This window comes from Cognatishimia sp. WU-CL00825 (assembly GCF_040364665.1).
Taxonomy (GTDB): Bacteria; Pseudomonadota; Alphaproteobacteria; order Rhodobacterales; family Rhodobacteraceae; genus Cognatishimia.
The window spans coordinates 18,415-36,868 of record NZ_BAABWX010000006.1; the positions used below are offsets into that span (position 1 = coordinate 18,415).

Annotated in this window: 19 protein-coding genes; 11 read left to right on the forward strand and 8 right to left on the reverse strand. The window is 55.0% G+C overall.

What is annotated here, in order from left to right:
• Positions 1 to 29 precede the first annotated feature (29 nt).
• The 9 genes from ABXG94_RS15730 (at position 30) to ABXG94_RS15770 (ending at position 8,299) form a co-directional block, all read left to right on the forward strand.
• Positions 30 to 1,046, forward strand: coding sequence for a sugar ABC transporter substrate-binding protein (locus ABXG94_RS15730; RefSeq protein WP_353535794.1), 1,017 nt, complete (start codon positions 30 to 32; stop codon positions 1,044 to 1,046).
• Positions 1,047 to 1,155: 109 nt separating this feature from the next.
• Positions 1,156 to 2,166, forward strand: a complete 1,011-nt coding sequence (locus tag ABXG94_RS15735) for an ABC transporter permease (RefSeq protein WP_353535796.1) — start codon at positions 1,156 to 1,158, stop codon at positions 2,164 to 2,166.
• A complete protein-coding gene (locus tag ABXG94_RS15740) occupies positions 2,166 to 3,125 on the forward strand; it encodes an ABC transporter permease (protein WP_353535798.1) in 960 nt (319 codons plus the stop codon). The genes ABXG94_RS15735 and ABXG94_RS15740 overlap by 1 nt, the downstream gene beginning before the upstream one ends.
• A gap of 3 nt (positions 3,126 to 3,128) precedes the next feature.
• Positions 3,129 to 4,676, forward strand: coding sequence for a sugar ABC transporter ATP-binding protein (locus tag ABXG94_RS15745; RefSeq protein WP_353535800.1), 1,548 nt, complete (start codon positions 3,129 to 3,131; stop codon positions 4,674 to 4,676).
• A gap of 12 nt (positions 4,677 to 4,688) precedes the next feature.
• The gene (locus ABXG94_RS15750) at positions 4,689 to 5,675 is read left to right on the forward strand and encodes an aldo/keto reductase (protein ID WP_353535802.1); all 987 of its coding nucleotides are present in this window, start codon (positions 4,689 to 4,691) and stop codon (positions 5,673 to 5,675) included.
• 50 nt (positions 5,676 to 5,725) lie between these two features.
• Positions 5,726 to 6,640, forward strand: a complete 915-nt coding sequence (locus tag ABXG94_RS15755; RefSeq protein WP_353535804.1) for an amidohydrolase family protein — start codon at positions 5,726 to 5,728, stop codon at positions 6,638 to 6,640.
• Positions 6,641 to 6,730: 90 nt separating this feature from the next.
• On the forward strand, positions 6,731 to 7,258 hold the full coding sequence (locus ABXG94_RS15760; protein ID WP_353535805.1) for a 2,4'-dihydroxyacetophenone dioxygenase family protein: 528 nt from the start codon (positions 6,731 to 6,733) through the stop codon (positions 7,256 to 7,258).
• 9 nt (positions 7,259 to 7,267) lie between these two features.
• Entirely contained in the window at positions 7,268 to 7,999 is a 732-nt protein-coding gene (locus tag ABXG94_RS15765) for an SDR family NAD(P)-dependent oxidoreductase (protein WP_353535807.1), read from the forward strand.
• Between the two features lie 75 nt (positions 8,000 to 8,074).
• Positions 8,075 to 8,299: a beta/alpha barrel domain-containing protein gene (locus ABXG94_RS15770; protein ID WP_353535809.1), complete on the forward strand. Its 225-nt coding sequence runs from the start codon at positions 8,075 to 8,077 to the stop codon at positions 8,297 to 8,299.
• Between the two features lie 1,301 nt (positions 8,300 to 9,600).
• Here ABXG94_RS15770 and ABXG94_RS15775 read toward each other — a convergent pair.
• The 7 genes from ABXG94_RS15775 to speB all read right to left on the reverse strand — a co-directional run bounded on the left by ABXG94_RS15775 (position 9,601) and on the right by speB (position 15,709).
• Positions 9,601 to 10,332, reverse strand: coding sequence for an amino acid ABC transporter ATP-binding protein (locus ABXG94_RS15775; protein ID WP_353535811.1), 732 nt, complete (start codon positions 10,330 to 10,332; stop codon positions 9,601 to 9,603).
• Positions 10,333 to 10,396: 64 nt separating this feature from the next.
• Complete coding sequence (gene proC / locus ABXG94_RS15780; RefSeq protein WP_353535812.1) at positions 10,397 to 11,212, reverse strand: pyrroline-5-carboxylate reductase; 816 nt, start codon at positions 11,210 to 11,212, stop codon at positions 10,397 to 10,399.
• An 11-nt stretch (positions 11,213 to 11,223) separates the two neighbouring features.
• Positions 11,224 to 11,889: an ABC transporter permease gene (locus ABXG94_RS15785; protein ID WP_353535813.1), complete on the reverse strand. Its 666-nt coding sequence runs from the start codon at positions 11,887 to 11,889 to the stop codon at positions 11,224 to 11,226.
• The gene (locus ABXG94_RS15790; RefSeq protein WP_353535815.1) at positions 11,889 to 12,569 is read right to left on the reverse strand and encodes an ABC transporter permease; all 681 of its coding nucleotides are present in this window, start codon (positions 12,567 to 12,569) and stop codon (positions 11,889 to 11,891) included. The genes ABXG94_RS15785 and ABXG94_RS15790 overlap by 1 nt, the downstream gene beginning before the upstream one ends.
• 41 nt (positions 12,570 to 12,610) lie before the next feature.
• Positions 12,611 to 13,372 (reverse strand): transporter substrate-binding domain-containing protein, encoded by a 762-nt coding sequence (locus tag ABXG94_RS15795; RefSeq protein ID WP_353535817.1) that lies wholly within the window; start codon positions 13,370 to 13,372, stop codon positions 12,611 to 12,613.
• Between the two features lie 32 nt (positions 13,373 to 13,404).
• Positions 13,405 to 14,724, reverse strand: a complete 1,320-nt coding sequence (locus ABXG94_RS15800; RefSeq protein WP_353535819.1) for an aspartate aminotransferase family protein — start codon at positions 14,722 to 14,724, stop codon at positions 13,405 to 13,407.
• Between the two features lie 4 nt (positions 14,725 to 14,728).
• Positions 14,729 to 15,709 carry an agmatinase gene (gene speB / locus ABXG94_RS15805; RefSeq protein ID WP_353535821.1) on the reverse strand — a complete coding sequence of 327 codons (981 nt, stop codon included), beginning with the start codon at positions 15,707 to 15,709 and terminating at the stop codon, positions 14,729 to 14,731.
• Positions 15,710 to 15,926: 217 nt separating this feature from the next.
• On the opposite strand from speB, the gene ABXG94_RS15810 reads away from it, so the two are divergent.
• Positions 15,927 to 16,586, forward strand: coding sequence for a GntR family transcriptional regulator (locus ABXG94_RS15810; protein ID WP_353535823.1), 660 nt, complete (start codon positions 15,927 to 15,929; stop codon positions 16,584 to 16,586).
• Positions 16,587 to 16,681: 95 nt separating this feature from the next.
• Here the strand turns inward: ABXG94_RS15810 and ABXG94_RS15815 are convergent, their stop codons facing one another.
• Positions 16,682 to 17,737, reverse strand: a complete 1,056-nt coding sequence (locus ABXG94_RS15815; protein WP_353535825.1) for a response regulator — start codon at positions 17,735 to 17,737, stop codon at positions 16,682 to 16,684.
• Between the two features lie 315 nt (positions 17,738 to 18,052).
• On the opposite strand from ABXG94_RS15815, the gene ABXG94_RS15820 reads away from it, so the two are divergent.
• Positions 18,053 to 18,451, forward strand: coding sequence for a flagellar biosynthesis regulator FlaF (locus tag ABXG94_RS15820; protein ID WP_353535827.1), 399 nt, complete (start codon positions 18,053 to 18,055; stop codon positions 18,449 to 18,451).
• Positions 18,452 to 18,454: the final 3 nt, after the last annotated feature.

Consider the following 18,454-nt stretch of genomic DNA (forward strand, 5'->3'; position numbering starts at 1 on the left):
AGACTTAGCCATATCTTGGAGGAGAAGACATGAAACGCATCACTACACTTTTGACTGGAGCTGCGTCGCTCGCCCTTGTGGCATTTGGCGCACAAGCTGAGACCAAAATCGCCCATGTACCAGGCGGCCCACATCCGTTCTTTGCGGATTGGGAGCCCGCGTCGATGGCTGCGAAAGAAGACTTTAATCTTGGCGCAGCGGATTACAGATTCCCGCAAAAATGGGAATTGAACCTGCAAAACGACCTGCTCGAAAGCTTGGTCACTCAAGGATACAACGCCTTTGCAATTCACCCCGGCGACCCGGTTGGCAGCGTTCCGACATTGAACGAATTGGTGGGAACTGGCGCACCTGTGATCGCGGTTTCTGCCTGCGTGAATGACCCTTCTGACGTGTCTTTCTGCTTGGCATCTGATGCCGGTGTGTCGGCCTACACTGGGACAAAGCACCTGATTGAAGCGATGGGACCGGGCACGAAGAAGATTGCGCATTTCACCGGTTGGTTAGTTGAGCCAAACACGCAGTTGCGCATTGATGGTGTGGCAAAGGCCGCCGCTGAGGCTGGCGTTGAAATCGTTCAAGTCATCGCCGATATCGATGCGCCTGAGCCTGCCGAAGAGAAAATCGGTGCCTATCTCGCGGCCCATGGCTCTGAGATTGACGGCGTGATCACTACGGCGTGGGTGCCAGCCGTTGTGGCATCAAATGCCATGCGTCGCATCGGGGATCAGCGTATCAAGATGGTGGCGATTGACCATGATGAAGTGGTTATGGATGCCATCCGCGATGGCTATGTAGTTGGCTCGATGTTGCAAAACCCATACGGTCAAGCCTACGTCGCAGCGTTTGCCGCGGACAAGCTTTTGAACGGCTGTGAAGTTAGCGCGGATGCGCCATTTGCTGATCATCCTTTGACTGCGCGTTTCATAGACTCTGGTGCGCCATATGTGGACGCCGGAAATGTCGACGCCCGTGCAGATGTTGATCGCGCAATGACTGAAGAGTTGATGCGCAAAGTCGAAGCAGACTTCCTGAGCTGTAACTGATGATCGACGAAGGCGGGCGCTTGGGTGTCCGTCCCTTCCTATGCAATGTGGACGAAAGAGCTGACGCTTTTTCATGCGGTCTTTCCAGACCGAAGACTAGGATAATCAAATGTCCCTTGTATCTTTTGACGCTCAAAAAACGGTTTGGGGGCCGACCGTGAGGCGCCTGTTGCTGTCGAACGAGTTTGGCCTACTCTTGCTGATTGTGGTGTTTGGCACGTTGTTTTACTCTGTGTCGTCCGGTTTTCTATCCTCCTTCAATCTCAATTCCATGAGCCGTGCCGCCGCGATCAATGTTATGATCGGGTTTTCCATGATGGCTGTGATTGCGACAGGCGGGTTGAGTTTGGCCGTGGGCGCGATCGGCGTTTGCTCCGCCATGGTCTGCGGGTGGTTGCTGCAAGAAATTGGCATGCCTTGGCCCTTTGCGCTCATCGCCGCGATTGCGGCAGGAGCAATGCTGGGCGCGATCAACGGGACGATCGAGGTGAAAACACGGCTCCATAGTTTCATTGTGACACTGGCGACCATGAGCCTCTTCTTCGGGATCATGATCTTCCTGACGCAGGCTCAGACTTACCGCGGTATCCCCGCGTCCTTCGTCAGTTTTGGGCGCATGAAAGTCATGGGGCTGTCGGCGATGCTTGGGCCAGCTTTGATCGTCGCAGTTGCACTCATCATTTTGTACAGTTTTACCCGTGTCGGCAAAGAGATGTTGGCAGCAGGCGCGAAGCCGGAAGCCGCCATGCTCTCAGGCGTCCGTGTCGGGCGAATGATTGTGCTTGCCCACGCGCTTTCAGGCGGATTGGCTGCGATTGCAGCCCTCTTGTTGGTCGCCCGAAATGGTGCGGCTATTCCGTCGATGGCGGGTCAACAAGGCCAAGATTGGCTGCTCATTGCGTTCCTCGGGCCGGTGCTCGGAGGTGCGGTTCTAACGGGCGGAAAAATTTCGGTGGTTGGCGCGTTTCTGGGCGCTGTTCTTGTCACGGTCCTGAGCAATGGTTTGTTGTTGATGCAAATCGGTGATTTTTGGCTTCAAGCTACCCTTGGTGCAGTTCTGCTACTTGCGGTGCTTGCTGACCTGGCGCGCCGGAAGTTTCTTGAACGGAGAGCACAGTGATGTCTCGTCTATTTGTACAAAGCGACTGGGTGACGCCCTTGATTGTGGCTCTTTCACTTGGTGTGCTCATCAGCCTGTTCAATCCGGCCTTCCTCTCCACATTCAACATCCAAGTGCTTTTGGAAGCTGTTTCAATCAACGTGTTGATTGCATTGTCGCAGATGGTGATTATTGCGATTGGCCAGATGAACCTCTCGGTCGGCGCATTGGGCGGATTGGCTGCTGTGATCTTCGCCGGCTTGATGGAAGTCTTTGGCATCCCACCGGTTTTGGCAGGTGCCATGGCGCTTGGCGTCGGGCTGGCGGGCGGTTTGCTCAACGGACTGCTCATCGGGCTGACAGGGATTTCCGCCTTTGTGATTACCCTTGCGACATTGTCGATTTTCAAAGGCCTCAACCTTGCGATCACGCAGGCCCAGCCGTTCTATGAAATTCCTGATTCTGTGAAGCTCTTTGGCAACTCGACCCTCTTTGGACCGTTCCCCATTATCTTCATACCTGCCGCTCTGACCGTAATTTTGATGGTGGTGTTCTTCAACAGGTTGCCGGTTGGTCGTTGGCTTCTCGCGGTTGGCGGCAATGCCCATTCCGCCGAACTTTCAGGTATTTCCACAACCAAAACCGTGGTCATTGCCCACGCTATTTCAGGTCTTCTGGCGGCCTGCGCCGGAATTTTGCTGGTCGCACGTTTACAGCTTGGGCAACCGACGATCGGAGATGATTGGCTAATCATGTCCTTCGCCGCGCCCATTATCGGTGGCGCGATCCTCGCGGGTGGACATGTGAGTACGGTAGCAACTGTGTTTGGGGTTCTCATTGTGGCCCAGATCACACAGGCGCTTGTGCTGTTTCACATCGACCCGTTCTTGGTTCAGGTGGTCTTAGGCCTGATGATTTTGGCGGCGGTCTTTGCCAACCAATGGCGCGAGTCGCGGTTGCAACGCGCGGGGCAGGAGTAGGTCATGTCCAACATTGCATTCGAAGCGCGCGCAGTGAGTAAGTTTTTTCCCGGTGTGAAAGCGTTGCAGGGCGTCTCCATGCAAATGCGTGAGGGATCAATCCATGCGCTGCTGGGGGAAAATGGGGCGGGCAAATCCACGTTGATCAAACTTGTCACGGGCGTGTATAGCCCCGATGAAGGACAATTGTTCGCAGGTTCCGAGCCGGTGAATTTTGCCCGCCCTCATGACGCCATCGCCGCAGGCGTGGGGGTGGTTCATCAAGAGCGCAACCTGATCCCGCGATTTTCGGTGGCCGAGAATATGGCCCTGAGCCAGCTCGCCGATCATCCGATCACGCCGATTGATTATGCGCAGCTTAATGAACAAGCCAAGCCGTGGCTCGATATGCTCGGCCTCGATATCGATCCCACCACACAGGTCTCGCGGCTCAGTGTGGCCCAGATGCAAATGGTTGAGATCGCCAAGGCGCTGTCGCAACAGACCCGGGTTTTGCTGTTGGATGAGCCGACCGCCTCGCTCACGCCGATGGAATCTAAGGCATTGTTCGATGTGCTGCACCGATTGCGCGACGACGGGGTGAGTATGTTGTTTGTCAGCCATAAGCTCGAAGAGGTGAAGGAGATCTGCGACACGGTCAGCGTATTGCGTGATGGGAAGAACGCAGGTGAAAACATTGCGATGGAAAACCTAGAGCGGCAGGACTTGATTCGCTTGATGATTGGCCGCGAGGAAGGCACCGCCAAAGCCCGGCACCGTCGGGAAGGGGAGCAATCGGTTGCTCTGGAGCTCAAAGATGTGTCAACGGCCCAAGGACATAAGGGTATCAACCTGGACGTCAAACGCTGTGAAATTGTCGGTCTTTACGGGCTGGTCGGCGCGGGACGGACAGAGCTGGCCAAGGCGATTATGGGGGCCGCGACGATCACTAAAGGCGAGGTTCTACGGGACGGCCACACTGTTGAAATTGACAATCCGACGGACGCGCTGCATCGGCACAAGATTGGCTACGTCAGCGAGAACCGTAAGGATGAGGGGCTGATCCTAGAACATTCCGTTTTGGAAAACGCGGGCATCACGGTTTGGCGCAAATCAGCGAACCGTTTGGGATGGTTGACGCGCGCAAGGATCAAGAAACGGACCGTTCCCTTCTTGGACAAACTCGCGGTGAAAACGCCCTCGCTAAACCAAAAGGTCGGCAATCTCTCGGGCGGCAATCAACAGAAAATCGCCATGGCCAAATGGCTCGCGGCGGGTGTGGAAGTGTTGATTGTGGATGAGCCCACAGTGGGCATTGATGTGAAAAGCAAAGCCTATCTGCACGAATTGCTGCACGAGCTCGCCGATGATGGGACGGCCGTGTTGTTGATCACCAGTGATTTGCCTGAAATGATTTCGCTCGCGGATCGAATTTTGGTGATGGATGATTTTATCATCAAAGGCGACGTCACAAACACCGGTGATTATAAGGCCATGAGCCAATCGGTGATGGAGCACATTCACCACACTAAGGATGAATTGCGGCGGGCCAAATCGGCATTGTCGCGTTAGGGAGCGGATCAGATGAAGTTCAACACCATTGCGAATAGCCGCCTTAAGTTGTCTCAGATTGGTCTGGGCACTGGCCCCTTGGGCGGGCTTTACGTCGAAAGCCCACGTGAGACGGCCATGCAGGTTTTGGAGGCCGCCTGGCAAAGGGGTATTCGTTATTTCGATACAGCGCCGTTTTATGGCTTCGGCTTGGCTGAACGCAGGGTCGGGGATTTCTTGCAAGGCAAAAGTTCCGAAGACTGGACCTTGTCGACCAAAGTGGGGCGACTGCTCAAACCGAACTCCAGTTCGTCGCCGGATATTGCGGCCTTCGTCAACGCGCTGAAGTTCGGGGCGGAATTCGATTACACTTATGACGGGATCATGCGGTCCATTGAGGACAGCTATGCCCGTCTGGGGCTGACGAAAATCGATGTGGCCTATGTACATGATATCGGCCAGTTCGCGCATTCCGCCGAAATGAACGAACACTACTTGGGTCAACTTGAAAACGGTGGCTTTCGGGCGCTGGACGAGCTGCGCTCAACTGGCGCGATCAAGGCGTGGGGCATCGGCGTCAACGACGTCGCCATCTGCCACGACATAATGGCGCGTGCGGATTTGGACTGCATCCTATTGGCCGGACGCTATACGCTGCTGGATCGATCCGGTGCGGAACTTGTGGCTCAATGCGGCGCTCGCGGTGTCGCAATCATCGCAGGCGGGGTCTTCAACTCAGGCATCTTGGCGACGGGGGCGACAGAGGGGGCCTATTTCGACTATCAGCCCGCCAGCTCTGAGATCAAAGCACGCGTCGCGACCATGGACGACATCGCCCAGACGCGAGGACATAGCCTCATTCAAGCGGCACTGCAGTTCCCGATTCAAGCTCCCGCCGTAGCCAGCATGCTGCTTGGTGTCGACAGTGTGGACAAGCTTCAAAGCAACATGAACGACCTCGTCCAACCGCTGCCCGACAGCGCTTGGGCCGATTTGGAGCGTCACGCCTTGCAAGGTTGAACCGGCCACACGGGCCATTCATCGACCAACAACATCGAAAGGATCTGAACATGACAAAACGGGATATTATCGATCCACATCACCACCTCTGGTCCTTGGAGAAAGACAAGTATCACTGGCTGCGTAAACCGATGCCGCGCGGCATTTACGGCGATATCGAGAGCATTTCGAAGGACTACCTTCTGAGTGATTACCGCGACGATACAAAAAACTACAATCTGTGCGCATCGGTGCATATCGAGGCCCATTATGATCGGTCTGCCCCTGTGGAAGAAACCGCGTGGATCACAAATGTGGCCGATGAATTTGGCGGCCCAGATGCCATCGTTGTCTATGCCGCACTTGAGGCTCCTAATGTCCAAGAAGTGCTGGATCAGCACCTTGCCTATGGCGATCGGATCAAAGGCGTTCGCCAAATTTTGTGCAACCACGAAAACCCCAGTTACAGCTTTGTTGACCGCGCGGATCTCATGCGCGACGCGCGGTGGCGAGAGGGATTTGGCCGCCTTGAAGGGCTTGGACTGACCTTTGATCTCTTGGTCTATCCGCACCAGCTTGCCGATGCAGCGGATCTTGCCGAGGCTTTCCCTGAGACGCAGATCATCTTGGAGCACGGCGCTATGCCACATGATCGGAGCGCCGAGGGGCTTGCCTATTGGCGCGCTGGCCTCTGCAAACTTGCCGAGCGAGAAAACGTTACGATCAAAGCTTCGGGCTTGGGGCAGACTGACTGGAACTGGACGCAACAGTCTATGGGATCGATGGTCTGCGATATCGTCGACATTTTTGGACCCAAGCGCACCATGTTCGCCAGCAACTTTCCCGTCGACAAGGTCTACAATAGCTTTGATGCCTACTACGCGGCCTATGAGGCGGCCGTGGCCGACCTCTCTGCGGATGAGAAAAACGATCTGTTCTTGGGAACTGCCGACCGCGTTTATCGGCTGGGTGTCGCGCAAAATTGACGCCATATACCCACCCAACCCAACTCTGAAAAGTCAATATGCTAGCGCCTGCAGCAACGCAGGTTTTGACCATAAAATGAAAGAAATCAAATGCCTATAGAAGATACAAAAACCGACCCACGGATGCCTTATCAGTACGACAATCCGGCGGAATGCTTGCCTGATATCGTCATCCCTGATGGCATTCCAGAAGATGAGCGGGTCTGGGTACCGCAAGCCGAGAACGTCTCGTTCCGGCCGCTGATCCTCAACCGCAGCCAAGGCTATTGGATGAACTTGCTGCGCGTGCGCAAATCCGGTGTCCTGTCGCGCCACCGCCACCCACAAGCGGTCCATGGTTGGGTACTCAAAGGGCGTTGGCATTATCTCGAGCACGACTGGGAAGCGCGCGAAGGCGGATTTGTGTACGAACCTCCCGGCGAAACTCACACGCTGATTGTGCCTGACGATGTGGAGGAAATGATCACGCTGTTTCAGGTTCAGGGCGTTATGTACTACGTCGATCCTTGGGGCAAAGGTATCGGATATGAGGATGTCTTCACCAAAATCGATCTTTGCCGCAAGCACTATGAAGCAGTTGGGCTCGGCGCGGATTATGTTGACCAATTTATTCGCTAGGGGGCTCAGATGGTCTGGCCAAATAAGTGTTTTGACGGAGCACATGTCCTAGTCACCGGTGCCACCTCTGGCATCGGTGAGGGGATTGCGCTGGCGTTCGCCGAGGCTGGTGCGCGTGTCACTGTCACAGGGGCAACCCCTGGCGAAGTGCAAACCGCGCAAAGCAATCACGCTGCGTTTGATGTACAGCAGTTGGATGTGCGCGACGACACGCAGGTGAAGGCATTGATCGGGTCGTTTGAACGTCTCGATCATGTGGTGAATTGTGCGGGCGTCATTCGGCGCAGTGAAGAGCACCAACCCGAGGTCTTTGCCGATGTGGTGGATATCAACCTCACGGGCACCATGCGCGTATGCGCCGCTGCCCGCGGTCTTCTGAAAACATCGAAAGGAACCATCGTGAACATGGCATCGATGTTGTCGTTTTTTGGCGGGGGATCGGTTCCTGCATACTCTGCATCGAAAGGCGGGATTTCCCAGTTGACCAAATCACTTGCCATCGCCTACGCCCCTGATGGCATTCGAGTGAACGCCATTGCGCCGGGTTGGATTGCGACACCGCTGACCTCGGCGCTTCAATCAGACGAGGTTCGTAGCAAAGCCATTTTGGATCGAACCCCCTTAAATCGTTGGGGAACGCCTGAGGATGTAGCTGGCGGGGCCGTCTTTCTTTCGTCGCCGATGTCTCAATTCGTTACCGGAACGGTGCTTCCCATCGACGGAGGATATCTTGTCACTTGATGTGCAGGATTTAGCTATAGCAACCCGTCCCCGTTCCTAAACAATTCGCGCAATTGCGCTGAGGGCGGATTTGGTTTGACGATGACCTGCGCCACCAATGTTCAACCGTCGGGGAAGACCTGGCCGGGGCAGCTTGGGGCTTTCGACGACGCGTATATCGAGGGGCCGCCACGCGCGCCTTCCGACTATGCGGAAACAGGTGCATTTGCGTGGAGCAGTGCAGAGGTCCAACAGCTGCGTGACGACTTCATCGCCGCCGCTGTGCGCCGAGATGCTAACGCTGACCCAGACCCTTCTTGAGCAGGAGCTTGTGGACTACATCGACATGTAGATGCATGACGCGTTCAAGCAGCCCGAAGAAGCCGAGTTCGCGGGCAAGTCATTGTCCGAATGGTATCTCGGCCTCCCCCGAGGCAAAACGCGCATGGGTGTGGGTGGCAAGATTTTCACACCATCTGACATCGAAAAAATCGCGTCGCTCGCCCCGATTTCATCGTGTTTGGCCGCGCGGGGATCGTGCATCACGACTTCCCCAAACGCCTGCTCGCCACGCCCGAATTCGAACCGCGAACTTTACCCGCGAGTGCCGCGGCCCTGCTGAGCGAAGGCGCGTCGCAAACCTTGGTCGACTACCTGAGTTCGTTCCCAGATTTTGTTGCGGACGCGCGCTAACAAAAGACTTATTTTATTGGTCGCGCTCGATCAGTCCTGAGGTTCCGTCATCGGGTATTTTGAATTAATCGCTAGCACTATAGACGTTCAGGTGAAACTTGCGGAACTGATACGGCTGGAAAACGCATTGGCCGAGCTGGTCGCAAACTGCGCTAAGGGACAACTTGACTGTCCGATGCTGAGCTCACTTATGGGCCAAAACTCATAAGTTTTTGTCAACGGAGATAACGACCGTTTGTGACATAACCTAACCCTCCAAAGCCGACCTTTGTGCAGCCGCGGCGAATTGAGGCCTTGTCCGCATCTTTCATACTGGCGGAGCGTGCGGCGAAAGTTCGGTCTTGGTTTAAGCGAAATCGGTGTCCATGGACGGCCGGTCTGGCGACGTTCGCTGCGACACAGCGATGGACGTGCCGCGCGTGCGAACGCATGCAGCGTCAGCGAAGCCCGAAAACTGAATGACCGGAGAGTTCGCTAAGCTGACGCTGGCGCAGGTAGCAGCTAATGTCCGCTATCTTTATTCCCCCACAGCGACTTTGTCGTCGCGCATTTCGGCTTTGAGAAGGGCGGCATACATTTTGCGGTCGGCTTGGGTGCTGGTGCCGTCGTCCTTGAGCACAGGGGCGGACATTTGCAGGCTGGTTAGACTGCCGGCGCGGCTCGAGCTTGCCGGCTGCCTTCGCGATCTCGCGCTGTTCAACGTTGCCATTGATAGCAAGCTACGCGGCTGCGATTGGATTAGAACCGAGTGGCTACGGTACCCATTCGCTCCGCGGGACCAAATCCGCCGAGATATACCGCAAGACGAGCCAACGCCGTGGGTGACATAAGGAAAAAGATGTTTGCTGCATGCGATGCTCCAAGTTGCAAATCCCAACACGGTTGGAACCAGCCCAAGGAAGAACGCGGCAAAAGCTGGGCTCTTTGTCTTAGTGCAACAATTGCTGGAGGAAGTCTTTGGTGCGCGTGTGCTGGGGGGCATCAAAGAATGAATCCGGATCGTTCTGTTCGACGATCTGGCCTGCATCCATGAAAATCACCCGATCTGCAACGCGCCGGGCAAAGCCCATTTCATGGGTCACGCACAGCATGGTCATGCCTTCGCTGGCCAGTTCGACCATCGTATCAAGAACTTCTTTGATCATCTCAGGGTCAAGCGCTGAGGTCGGCTCGTCAAACAACATGATCCGGGGCTTCATGCAAAGCGATCGGGCAATGGCGACACGCTGTTGCTGACCACCCGATAGCTGGCCGGGGTATTTATGTGCCTGATCCGGGATCTTGACCTTTTCGAGGAACTCCATGGCGATGTCTTCGGCCTCTTTGCGGGGCGTTTTGCGGACCAGACGGGGCGCCAATGTGCAATTGTCCAGAATGCTGAGATGCGGAAAGAGGTTGAAATGCTGAAAACACATGCCGACTTCTGATCGCACGGCATCGATGTCTTTTAACTTGTCGGTCAGCTCGATGCCATCAACGATGATCTTGCCCTTTTGGTGTTTTTCCAGATGATTGATACAGCGAATAAGCGTCGATTTCCCCGATCCTGATGGGCCGCAGATGACGATCTTCTCACCCTGTTTCACCGATAGATCAACATCCGTCAGAACCTGGAACGCCCCATACCATTTGCTGACTTTTTCAAGTTTTACTGCTTCCATCGTTCTATCCTTCCCTGCGTGGCCAGTTGGTGCGCGCCAAGGTCGGCACGCCCAAGCGGCGGTCTTATGACATCTCAATTGATCGTTGGCGGGCTGCGTGAATGGCCTTTGCCATAACGGTTCGCAAACTGTCATTTTTTGCCAATGCTTCAGTGCCAGCGGCGGTCGTGCCGCCGGGGCTTGTGACTTGCTTTCGCAACGTGGTTGCGTCCGGGGTCCGATCAATCAGCCCACCCGCAGCGGCGCATGTTGCATGGACCAATGTTTCGGCCACGTCCCTTTCAAGTCCGCTGTCCATTGCGACGTCGATCATCGCCTCGCACATGGCAAAGAAATAGGCCGGCCCGCTGCCGGACACAGCGGTCACCAGATGCATGTCCTCCTCGGATTGCAGCCATGTGAAGTGGCCAAGTGCGTCAAACAGCAGCTTAACCAAATCAGATTGCGCTTTGTCGGTTGTCGCAGAGGCGAAACCGGCGCTGGCAGATCGCCCGATCAGCGCGCCGATGTTTGGCATAACGCGAACAACAGCTTGGCCGGGGGCTGCGCTTTGACAAATATCTTTGATCCCAAGCCCCGCCGCGACCGAGATTAGAACCGTCTCCGGAGAGAGGCGATCACGGATCTGGCCAACCGCGTCACAGACATTGTTTGGCTTTGTTGCAAAGATCGCCGCGCTAAGCTGCGTGTCATCGGGAAGCTCGGCCAAATCGGACAGCGCCAAAATGCGCGCGCGCTGCGCGGGTTGTAATGTCTCTAACCGAGGACCGGCGGCCGGATCCACCACCACGAAGCGGTCGCTGTCATCCAGCATTCGCAACCAACCTTGCAACATGGAAAACCCCATATTTCCGGCACCGACAAGAAGAATAGTGTTCATAGGTCTGTTCCTTAGTGCCCAGGCAACCGAAGCCGTTTTTCCAGATAGCGGAAGGCCTGTAATGCCACGAAGCCAATGGCGAGATACACAAGTCCGGCAACCGGGAAGTATTCGAATGGCGAGTAGGTTTTGGCGATGAAGGTCCGGGTCAGCCCGGTCAGCTCCATGATTGTAATGGTGCTTGCCAGCGCGCTGCCCTTGAGCGTGAAGATGATCTCGTTTGAAAGCGATGGCAGCAGATGCCGATAGGCTTGTGGGATCTCGACGTGGATCAGTGTTTTCAGCCTACTGATACCCATCGCGCTTGAAGCTTCGACCTGCCCCTTGGGCAAATTCTTAAGCGCGCCATAGACCAAGATGGTTGAATAGGCCCCGACATTCAGCGAGAGGGCCAGCATGGCTGCGCCCTCTGCGCTGCCGAAAATGACCCACAAAAAGCTTTCGCGGACAAAGTCGATCTGGGCCACGCCATAATAGATGATAAACAGCTGGATCAGCAGCGGCGTTCCGCGAAAAATGAACGGGTAAATTCGCAATGCGCTGTGCAGGACCCCCTTGGTCAAGTGCAGACTGCTCCCCAGGACAAGAGCGATGCTCTGCCCGACGAAGAAACCAACAAGTGTCAGTTTCACGGTAAGCCAGATGGCCTCTGGAAGTTGTGCGATAAAGTCTTCCATCAAACGGTCTCCGTCTCTGTTGGCGCCGTGTGACGGTTCACTCGGTTGGTGACGCCTTTGAGAGCAATTTCAGAAAAGGCTGTGATCGCAAGGTAGAACAACGCCCCATAGCAGTAGTAAAACAGCGGGTCGTGTTTGACACCGGCCGCAAGGGACGATTTGCGCATCAATTCTTCCAACCCGATCACCGAGACCAGCGATGTTTCCTTGAGCAAAATAAGCCAGAGGTTGCTTAGCCCCGGCAGCGCCCGTTGCATGAGTTGGGGAAAGATGATGTGGAAAAACGATTGGACACCGCTTAGCCCCAAAGAGTGCCCCGCCTCGAATTGGCCCTTGGGGATTGCTTCGAACGCGCCCCTCAGGACCTCGTAGGAATAGGCGGCAAACACCAGCCCAAGCGCCAGAACACCGGCAAAGAACGGGCTAAGTTCTGTGTATTTCCCGAAGAGTTTTGTCAGGACCACCGCCGCCCCGAAGAATGTCAGGAAAATCACCAGAATTTCGGGAATGCCGCGAATAACCGTGGAATAGACGCGGATAAATCCGTTGATGAATCGGTTCTTTAGCTGACTGAGCAAAAGAAACATCGTTGCCGTGCTCAGGGCGAAAACGGCACTGAGGATCCCCAGAGCAAGCGTAACGCCAGCGCCAATCAAGAGTTGTAACGTATAGTCGGGCATAAAGTGTTCCCATTCCTATCTGAAAGGCGCTGGCAGGAGGTTTAGTAGATGTCGCGGCCAAAGAACTTTTCGCTGATCTCTTGGTATTGGCCACTTTCACGAATGGCCGCGATTCCGGCATTCAGCTTGTCGCGCAGATCGGTGTCCTCTTTCCGGATGGCAATGGCGATCCCGTCACCAAGCTTCACTTCCGGACCAGTCCAATCGAAACCTTGGCCCGTTTCACTGGCCATGAAGCCTTCGGTCAGTGCTATGACTTCACCCAACAAGGCGTCCAAACGTCCCGCCGCAAGATCCAGATTGGCCTGATCCTGAGTATCATAGAGTTGGACGGTGGATGTTGCGCCATAGGTCGCTTCAAGATGATCCGCCTGAACAGAACCACGCTGAGCGCCTACAGTTTTGCCTGTTAGCCCCGCGACCGAAATCTCGATGTCCGATCCCTTGGCTGCCAAAAACTGCGACGGTGTCTGGTAAAGCTTATCGGTGAAATCGACTTGCTTGCGGCGTTCTTCAGTGGCAAACATTGAGGCCGAGATTGCGTTAAACTTACCGATCAACAGGCCGGGAATCAGACCATCCCATGCCTGAGCCGTAAACTCGCAATCCAATCCGGACGCCTCGCAGACCGCCAGCGAAATCTCGACATCAAAGCCAACAATCTCACCAGAGTCGTTCTTGTAGTTAAAGGGGGGATATTCGGCATCCGCTGCCAACATAATTTTGTCTGCTGCGGCTGGAAGCGCCGACGCAAGGCTCATAACTGCGGCGCAAGCGGCAGCCAAAAACGTTCTCTTTTTCATGTTTTTCTCCATGTTGTATGTAGACTTGATGATTATTCGAAGGTCTTAAGCGCCTCCGCGAAAGCTTGGACCGTTGCCTCGACATCCTGATGGTCATGTCCAAGCGTGCTGCAATTGTGTAGGGTGTTGGACGGGCTGACATAGACGCCAAAGCCCCTCAAGTGATTGGCAAAGCGTGCAAATTTTGCGCTGTCTGCATGTAGGCAATAATCTCGGAAATCCGTGAGTTCAGGCCGATCCGTGAAATAGAATTGGAACAGAGATCCAACCGATTGAACAAGGATTTGATGACGGTTCTGTTTGGCAATAACTTCGTTGATACCTTCAACCGTCGCCTGGCCTATTTCAGTGAGATGCTTGAATCCGGCATTACGATTGGCCGCCAAAGCCTTCGTTCCGGCAAGTCCCGCCGACACACCAACGCGATGCGCATTGAAGGTGCCGAAATGCATAACCTTGCCCCAGCCAAGCCCATCCATGAGCTCATGCGAGGCACAAATAGCAGCCAGCGGGAAGCCATGTCCGATTGCTTTGCCATAGGTGACGATGTCAGGTTCCAACCCGTACATCTCGATGCAGCCGCCCGGAGCCACACGGAAACCGGTGACAGTTTCATCCAGATAGAACAGCACGTCATATTCGCGGCACAGCTCTTGCATGCGCTGCAGGTAACCGTCCTTGGGGCGGATGACGCCGATATTCGCCATTACACCTTCGGTAGCGACGCAGGCGATCTCGCGACCGCGATCCTTGAATAAACGTTCCAGCGCCTCGATGTTGTTCCAAGGCAGAACAATCGTATCCTCGACGGCGCCATGCGGAATACCCGAGCTGTCGACGATGCCAACAGGGGAGTTTTCGTGCCCCAGCGTCGTGACGGGCTGTGGGTTTGTCGTGAGCAGAAGAGAATCCGCCCAACCGTGGTAATGGCCCTCGAACTTCACGATTTTCTTGCGCCCGGTATGTCCGCGCGCAAGACGAATGGCCGCCATACAAGCCTCGGTGCCGCTATTGGCAAAACGCACCTTTTCGGCCACCGAAACCATATCAACGATCAACTCGGCGTATTCGATCTCTTCGGGGATGGCGGCGGCATAATGCGCGCCTGTGGCCACGGCACGGCTGGCGGCCTCGACCACTGCGGGATGTGCATGGCCGGTGGACAGCGCGCCAAAGGCGTTCATCCAGTCGATATAGCTTTCGCCATCGACATCATAGAGCCTGCACCCTTCGGCGCGCTCAATATAGGGCGGATAAGGCTTGAAAACGCGCGGCCCACGAGAGGCAGAATTGCCCCCGTCGACCAATACTTTTTCCGCCCGTTCAGAAAGCGCTTGGGAATGCTGGCCCATGATCTTAGCCCGCCTTGTTGCGGTCGACGCAATCGGCCATCAGGCACATCAGCTCGAACATCACAGTTGCCGCGATCAGTGCGGTGCCGCCAGAGGGGTCAAAGGGTGGCGATACTTCAACAATATCCGCGCCGATGATGTTGAGGTCTTTCAGGGACCGCACCATTTTCAACGCTTCATAACTTGTGATGCCGCCGATTTCCGGCGTGCCCGTGCCGGGTGCAAAGGCCGGATCAAGGCTGTCGATGTCAAAGGTCACATAAACGGGCGTGTCCCCAACAATGTCGGTGGCTTCCTTCATCGCCGCAACGATGCCCATGTCATAGAGCTCATCGATTGTGATGACCCGCATCCCGTGATCATAGCTGAACTTCCACAGGTCGGGCACAATCGTGCCGCCGCGAATGCCGATCTGAACCGATTTTTTGGGGTCGATCAAACCTTCATTCACAGCAGCACTGAACGAGGACCCATGATGGTGTTCCGACCCCTGATACATACCACCCGTGTCGCAGTGAGCGTCAATTTGAACCAATGCAACGGGGCCGTCTTTGGCCATCGCGCGCAGAATTGGAAGGGTCATCGAATGGTCCCCGCCCACGGCCAGCGGGAGAGCACCGGCTTCTTTTATCTCAGCAAAATAGCTCTCGATTTCCTTGTGTGCATGCTCCAACTCGAACGGCATCACCGGCCATGCATCACCGATATCGCCAATTCGCGCCTTCTCATAAGGCGCAGCGCCCGTGGCTTGGTTGTAGCAGCGCATCATGGTGGACTGGATGCGCACATCGCGCGGACCAAGGCGTGTTCCGGTACGATTGGTCACGCCCCCATCATAGGGAACACCACACATCGCAATATCTAGGTCGGAGAGATTCTCGGTGAACGGCGCGCGCATGAAGCTCGGGATACCAGTGAAGCGCGGGTGGGACTTGGGATCTGCAAGTTCTGGGAATTGTGAGAGCATCTGACGGCGAAAGTTCATGAGTAACCTCTAGAGTTTGATGGCGTGTCGACGCAATTGAACGTCCAATATCGTCATTTGATATATCAAAAAATGAATTATGGAAGATATTTTTTCATTTTTTTTCGATTACTCTTTGACCATGGCGCCCGGTTCATAGACATTCACGCATAGGAAATATGGTTGAACAGACCGTTACTTTGCCAAGGAAACGGTCGATCAACTCACGAGGATGCACATGCAAGCCACTGAACAAAAACATAAACTGACGTCGACCAAACTTGCTGACGACCTGCGTCAGCGCATAGTGAAAGGCGAGTTGGCACCCGAGATTCGGTTGCGGCAAAGAGAGATTGCAGCGTACTACGACGTCAGCGGCATGTCGGCGCGCGACGCGGTGAAAATTCTGCTCAAAGAGGGATTCGCGACCCAGGAAGGCGCGAAGACTGTGGTTGTCTCGCCGCTATCCGCGATGGATTTTCTTGAGATCATGGAGCTGCGCCTGATGTTAGAGCCGCGCGCCTTAGAGCTGTCGGGGCCGCGACTGTCATCAAAGGTGTTTACAGAACTGCGCGAAATTCTCGGCGATGAAACCTCTGACTGGACACCGCTGGAAACTGCGGAACGGCATTGGGCGTTTCACGAATTGCTATACAGTCGCGCGTCGCGGCCAAGGTCCGCGGCCATCCTGCAAACTCTTAACGGGCATCTTGTGCGTTATATGCTCCCGCTTTGGACAAGTGTCGGTATCGGTGAAAACTGGCGTCCCCACCATCTGCGCCTTGTCGAACAAGTTGAGGCAGGTGCCTATAAGGATGCCTCTGAAGAGCTTAGAACTGACCTTATGCAAACGAAGACGCGTGTTCTGGAAAACTTGGCCATTGACCCGGTTCCTTAAGACCTCTCATCACGTCAAAGGGCCTTTGGCAACTATGACAACCCATGAGCTGTGGGGGCATAGCCGGGAGCGAAAGCTCCGCTCGTCCGCTATCTCTATTCCCCCACAGCCACCTTGTCGTCGCGCATTTCGGCTTTGAGAAGGGCGGCATAGGTTTCGCGGTCGGCTTGGGTGCTGGTGCCGTCGGCCTTGAGCACACGTGCGGACATTTGCAGGATTTCGTGGTAGCTGACCGAGCGGGCCTCGGCCCGTGCGACGGCGTTTTGCAGGCTGGTTAGGCTGCCGGCGCGGGTCAGCGAGATCAGCGAGACCGGCTCGCCAGCGCAGATCTGGACGGTAACGCCGGAAATGCGGGTGGCGGTCATGTCGCGCACCTTGCGGTTGAGAGTCTTTTCCAGCTCGAATTGCGAAAACGGTTTGCGGCTGCTGGTGGCGCAGGCAAAGACGCCATTGCCACGATAGGTCACCAGATCGGAGTGTTCGCCGTAGAGTTCGGTCAGCTGTTGGCCGATTTCAGTCAGCAACTGGCGAAAGCCAATGCGCGAGATGTTGCGAAAGACTTTTTCAACGTTCAGGATCTTGATGGCAAAAACGCTGGTCATCAGCATTTTCATGCGCGACAGCTGTAGCAGGTAGTTTTCAAACGACACATAGCCAACCAGCCGTTCGATGCCGAGGATTTCGACGGGTTCAGACAGGCTGTGTTCAAAACTGCGGTTCAGATCGCTTTTGAGATTGCTGATCTCTTCGTAGCGGCGCTGCATGCGCGCCTGTTGCTGGATCAGACGTTCGGCGTTTTGCAGGCGGCTAGTGAGTTCGAGGAACTCAAAGGGTTTGGTGATGTAATCGGTGGCACCGGCCAGAAAGGCTTTGTCGACAAATTTCTTTTGCGCCATGGCGGTGAGCATCAGAATTGGGGTGTCTTCATAGTCTTTATGGTGGCGCAGGCGCTCGCAAAGCTCGATGCCATCCATCTCGGGCATCTGGATATCAAGCAGGAAACAGTCAAATTTTGAGGGGCTGCTGGCGCAGGCAGACAGGGCTTCGATGCCCGAACTTGCGGTCCAGATCACGTGATCTGTCTCGGCCTCAATCGAGGTCGCTAAAAGCTCTCTGATGTTCTCATCGTCGTCGACGGCAAGTATGCGCATGGCCTCATCCATTCCAAGGGGTGCAACCGAAACGAGAGGCCTAATTGAGTGCTTCTGCACCTGACCGCTTGCTTATTGGTTACTCAGTACGGAAAAACACAGTTATTTGGTGAGTTTGGCAGGAAATGGGCGAATTGCGGGCGAAATGTGGCGAATATCCTGTGAGTTGAGCAACGGTTCGGTGACGAAATTGAAACAATCGTTAATATTTGACAAATTTTCCGGGTTTTGAGGCAAGGATTAATCCCCCTTTAACCTCGCTGGGCTAGTTTGTTCTTGTGAGGCAAATAAAAAAATAGTTCGAAAGAAACTTAAATGAGCATAACCGCATATAAGCGGACGATATCTGACACAGAATCTCCGCGACAAATAGAACGGCGTGTGTTTACCAGTGTTACGGCAGAAATAGAGCAAAAATACCTCGCCTTTGATCAGGCGGAAAACGGCGGCGAAAAGCTACGCATTTTGGCAGAAGGTCTGCGAGACGCGCTTTGGCGTAACCAACAGGTATGGAATGCGATCCGTGGCGATCTGATTGAACCAGGCAACGCGCTTCCCCCAGATCTAAAAGCCGGATTGATTTCTTTGTCGTTGTGGGTTGATACTCATACGCAGGGCGTCATGGGTGGCACTCTGAAAGTGAAACCATTGCTGGATATCAACCGCAGTATTATTCGCGGGCTAGAAGGCAATCCGATGCATGTCATGGAGTAGGGC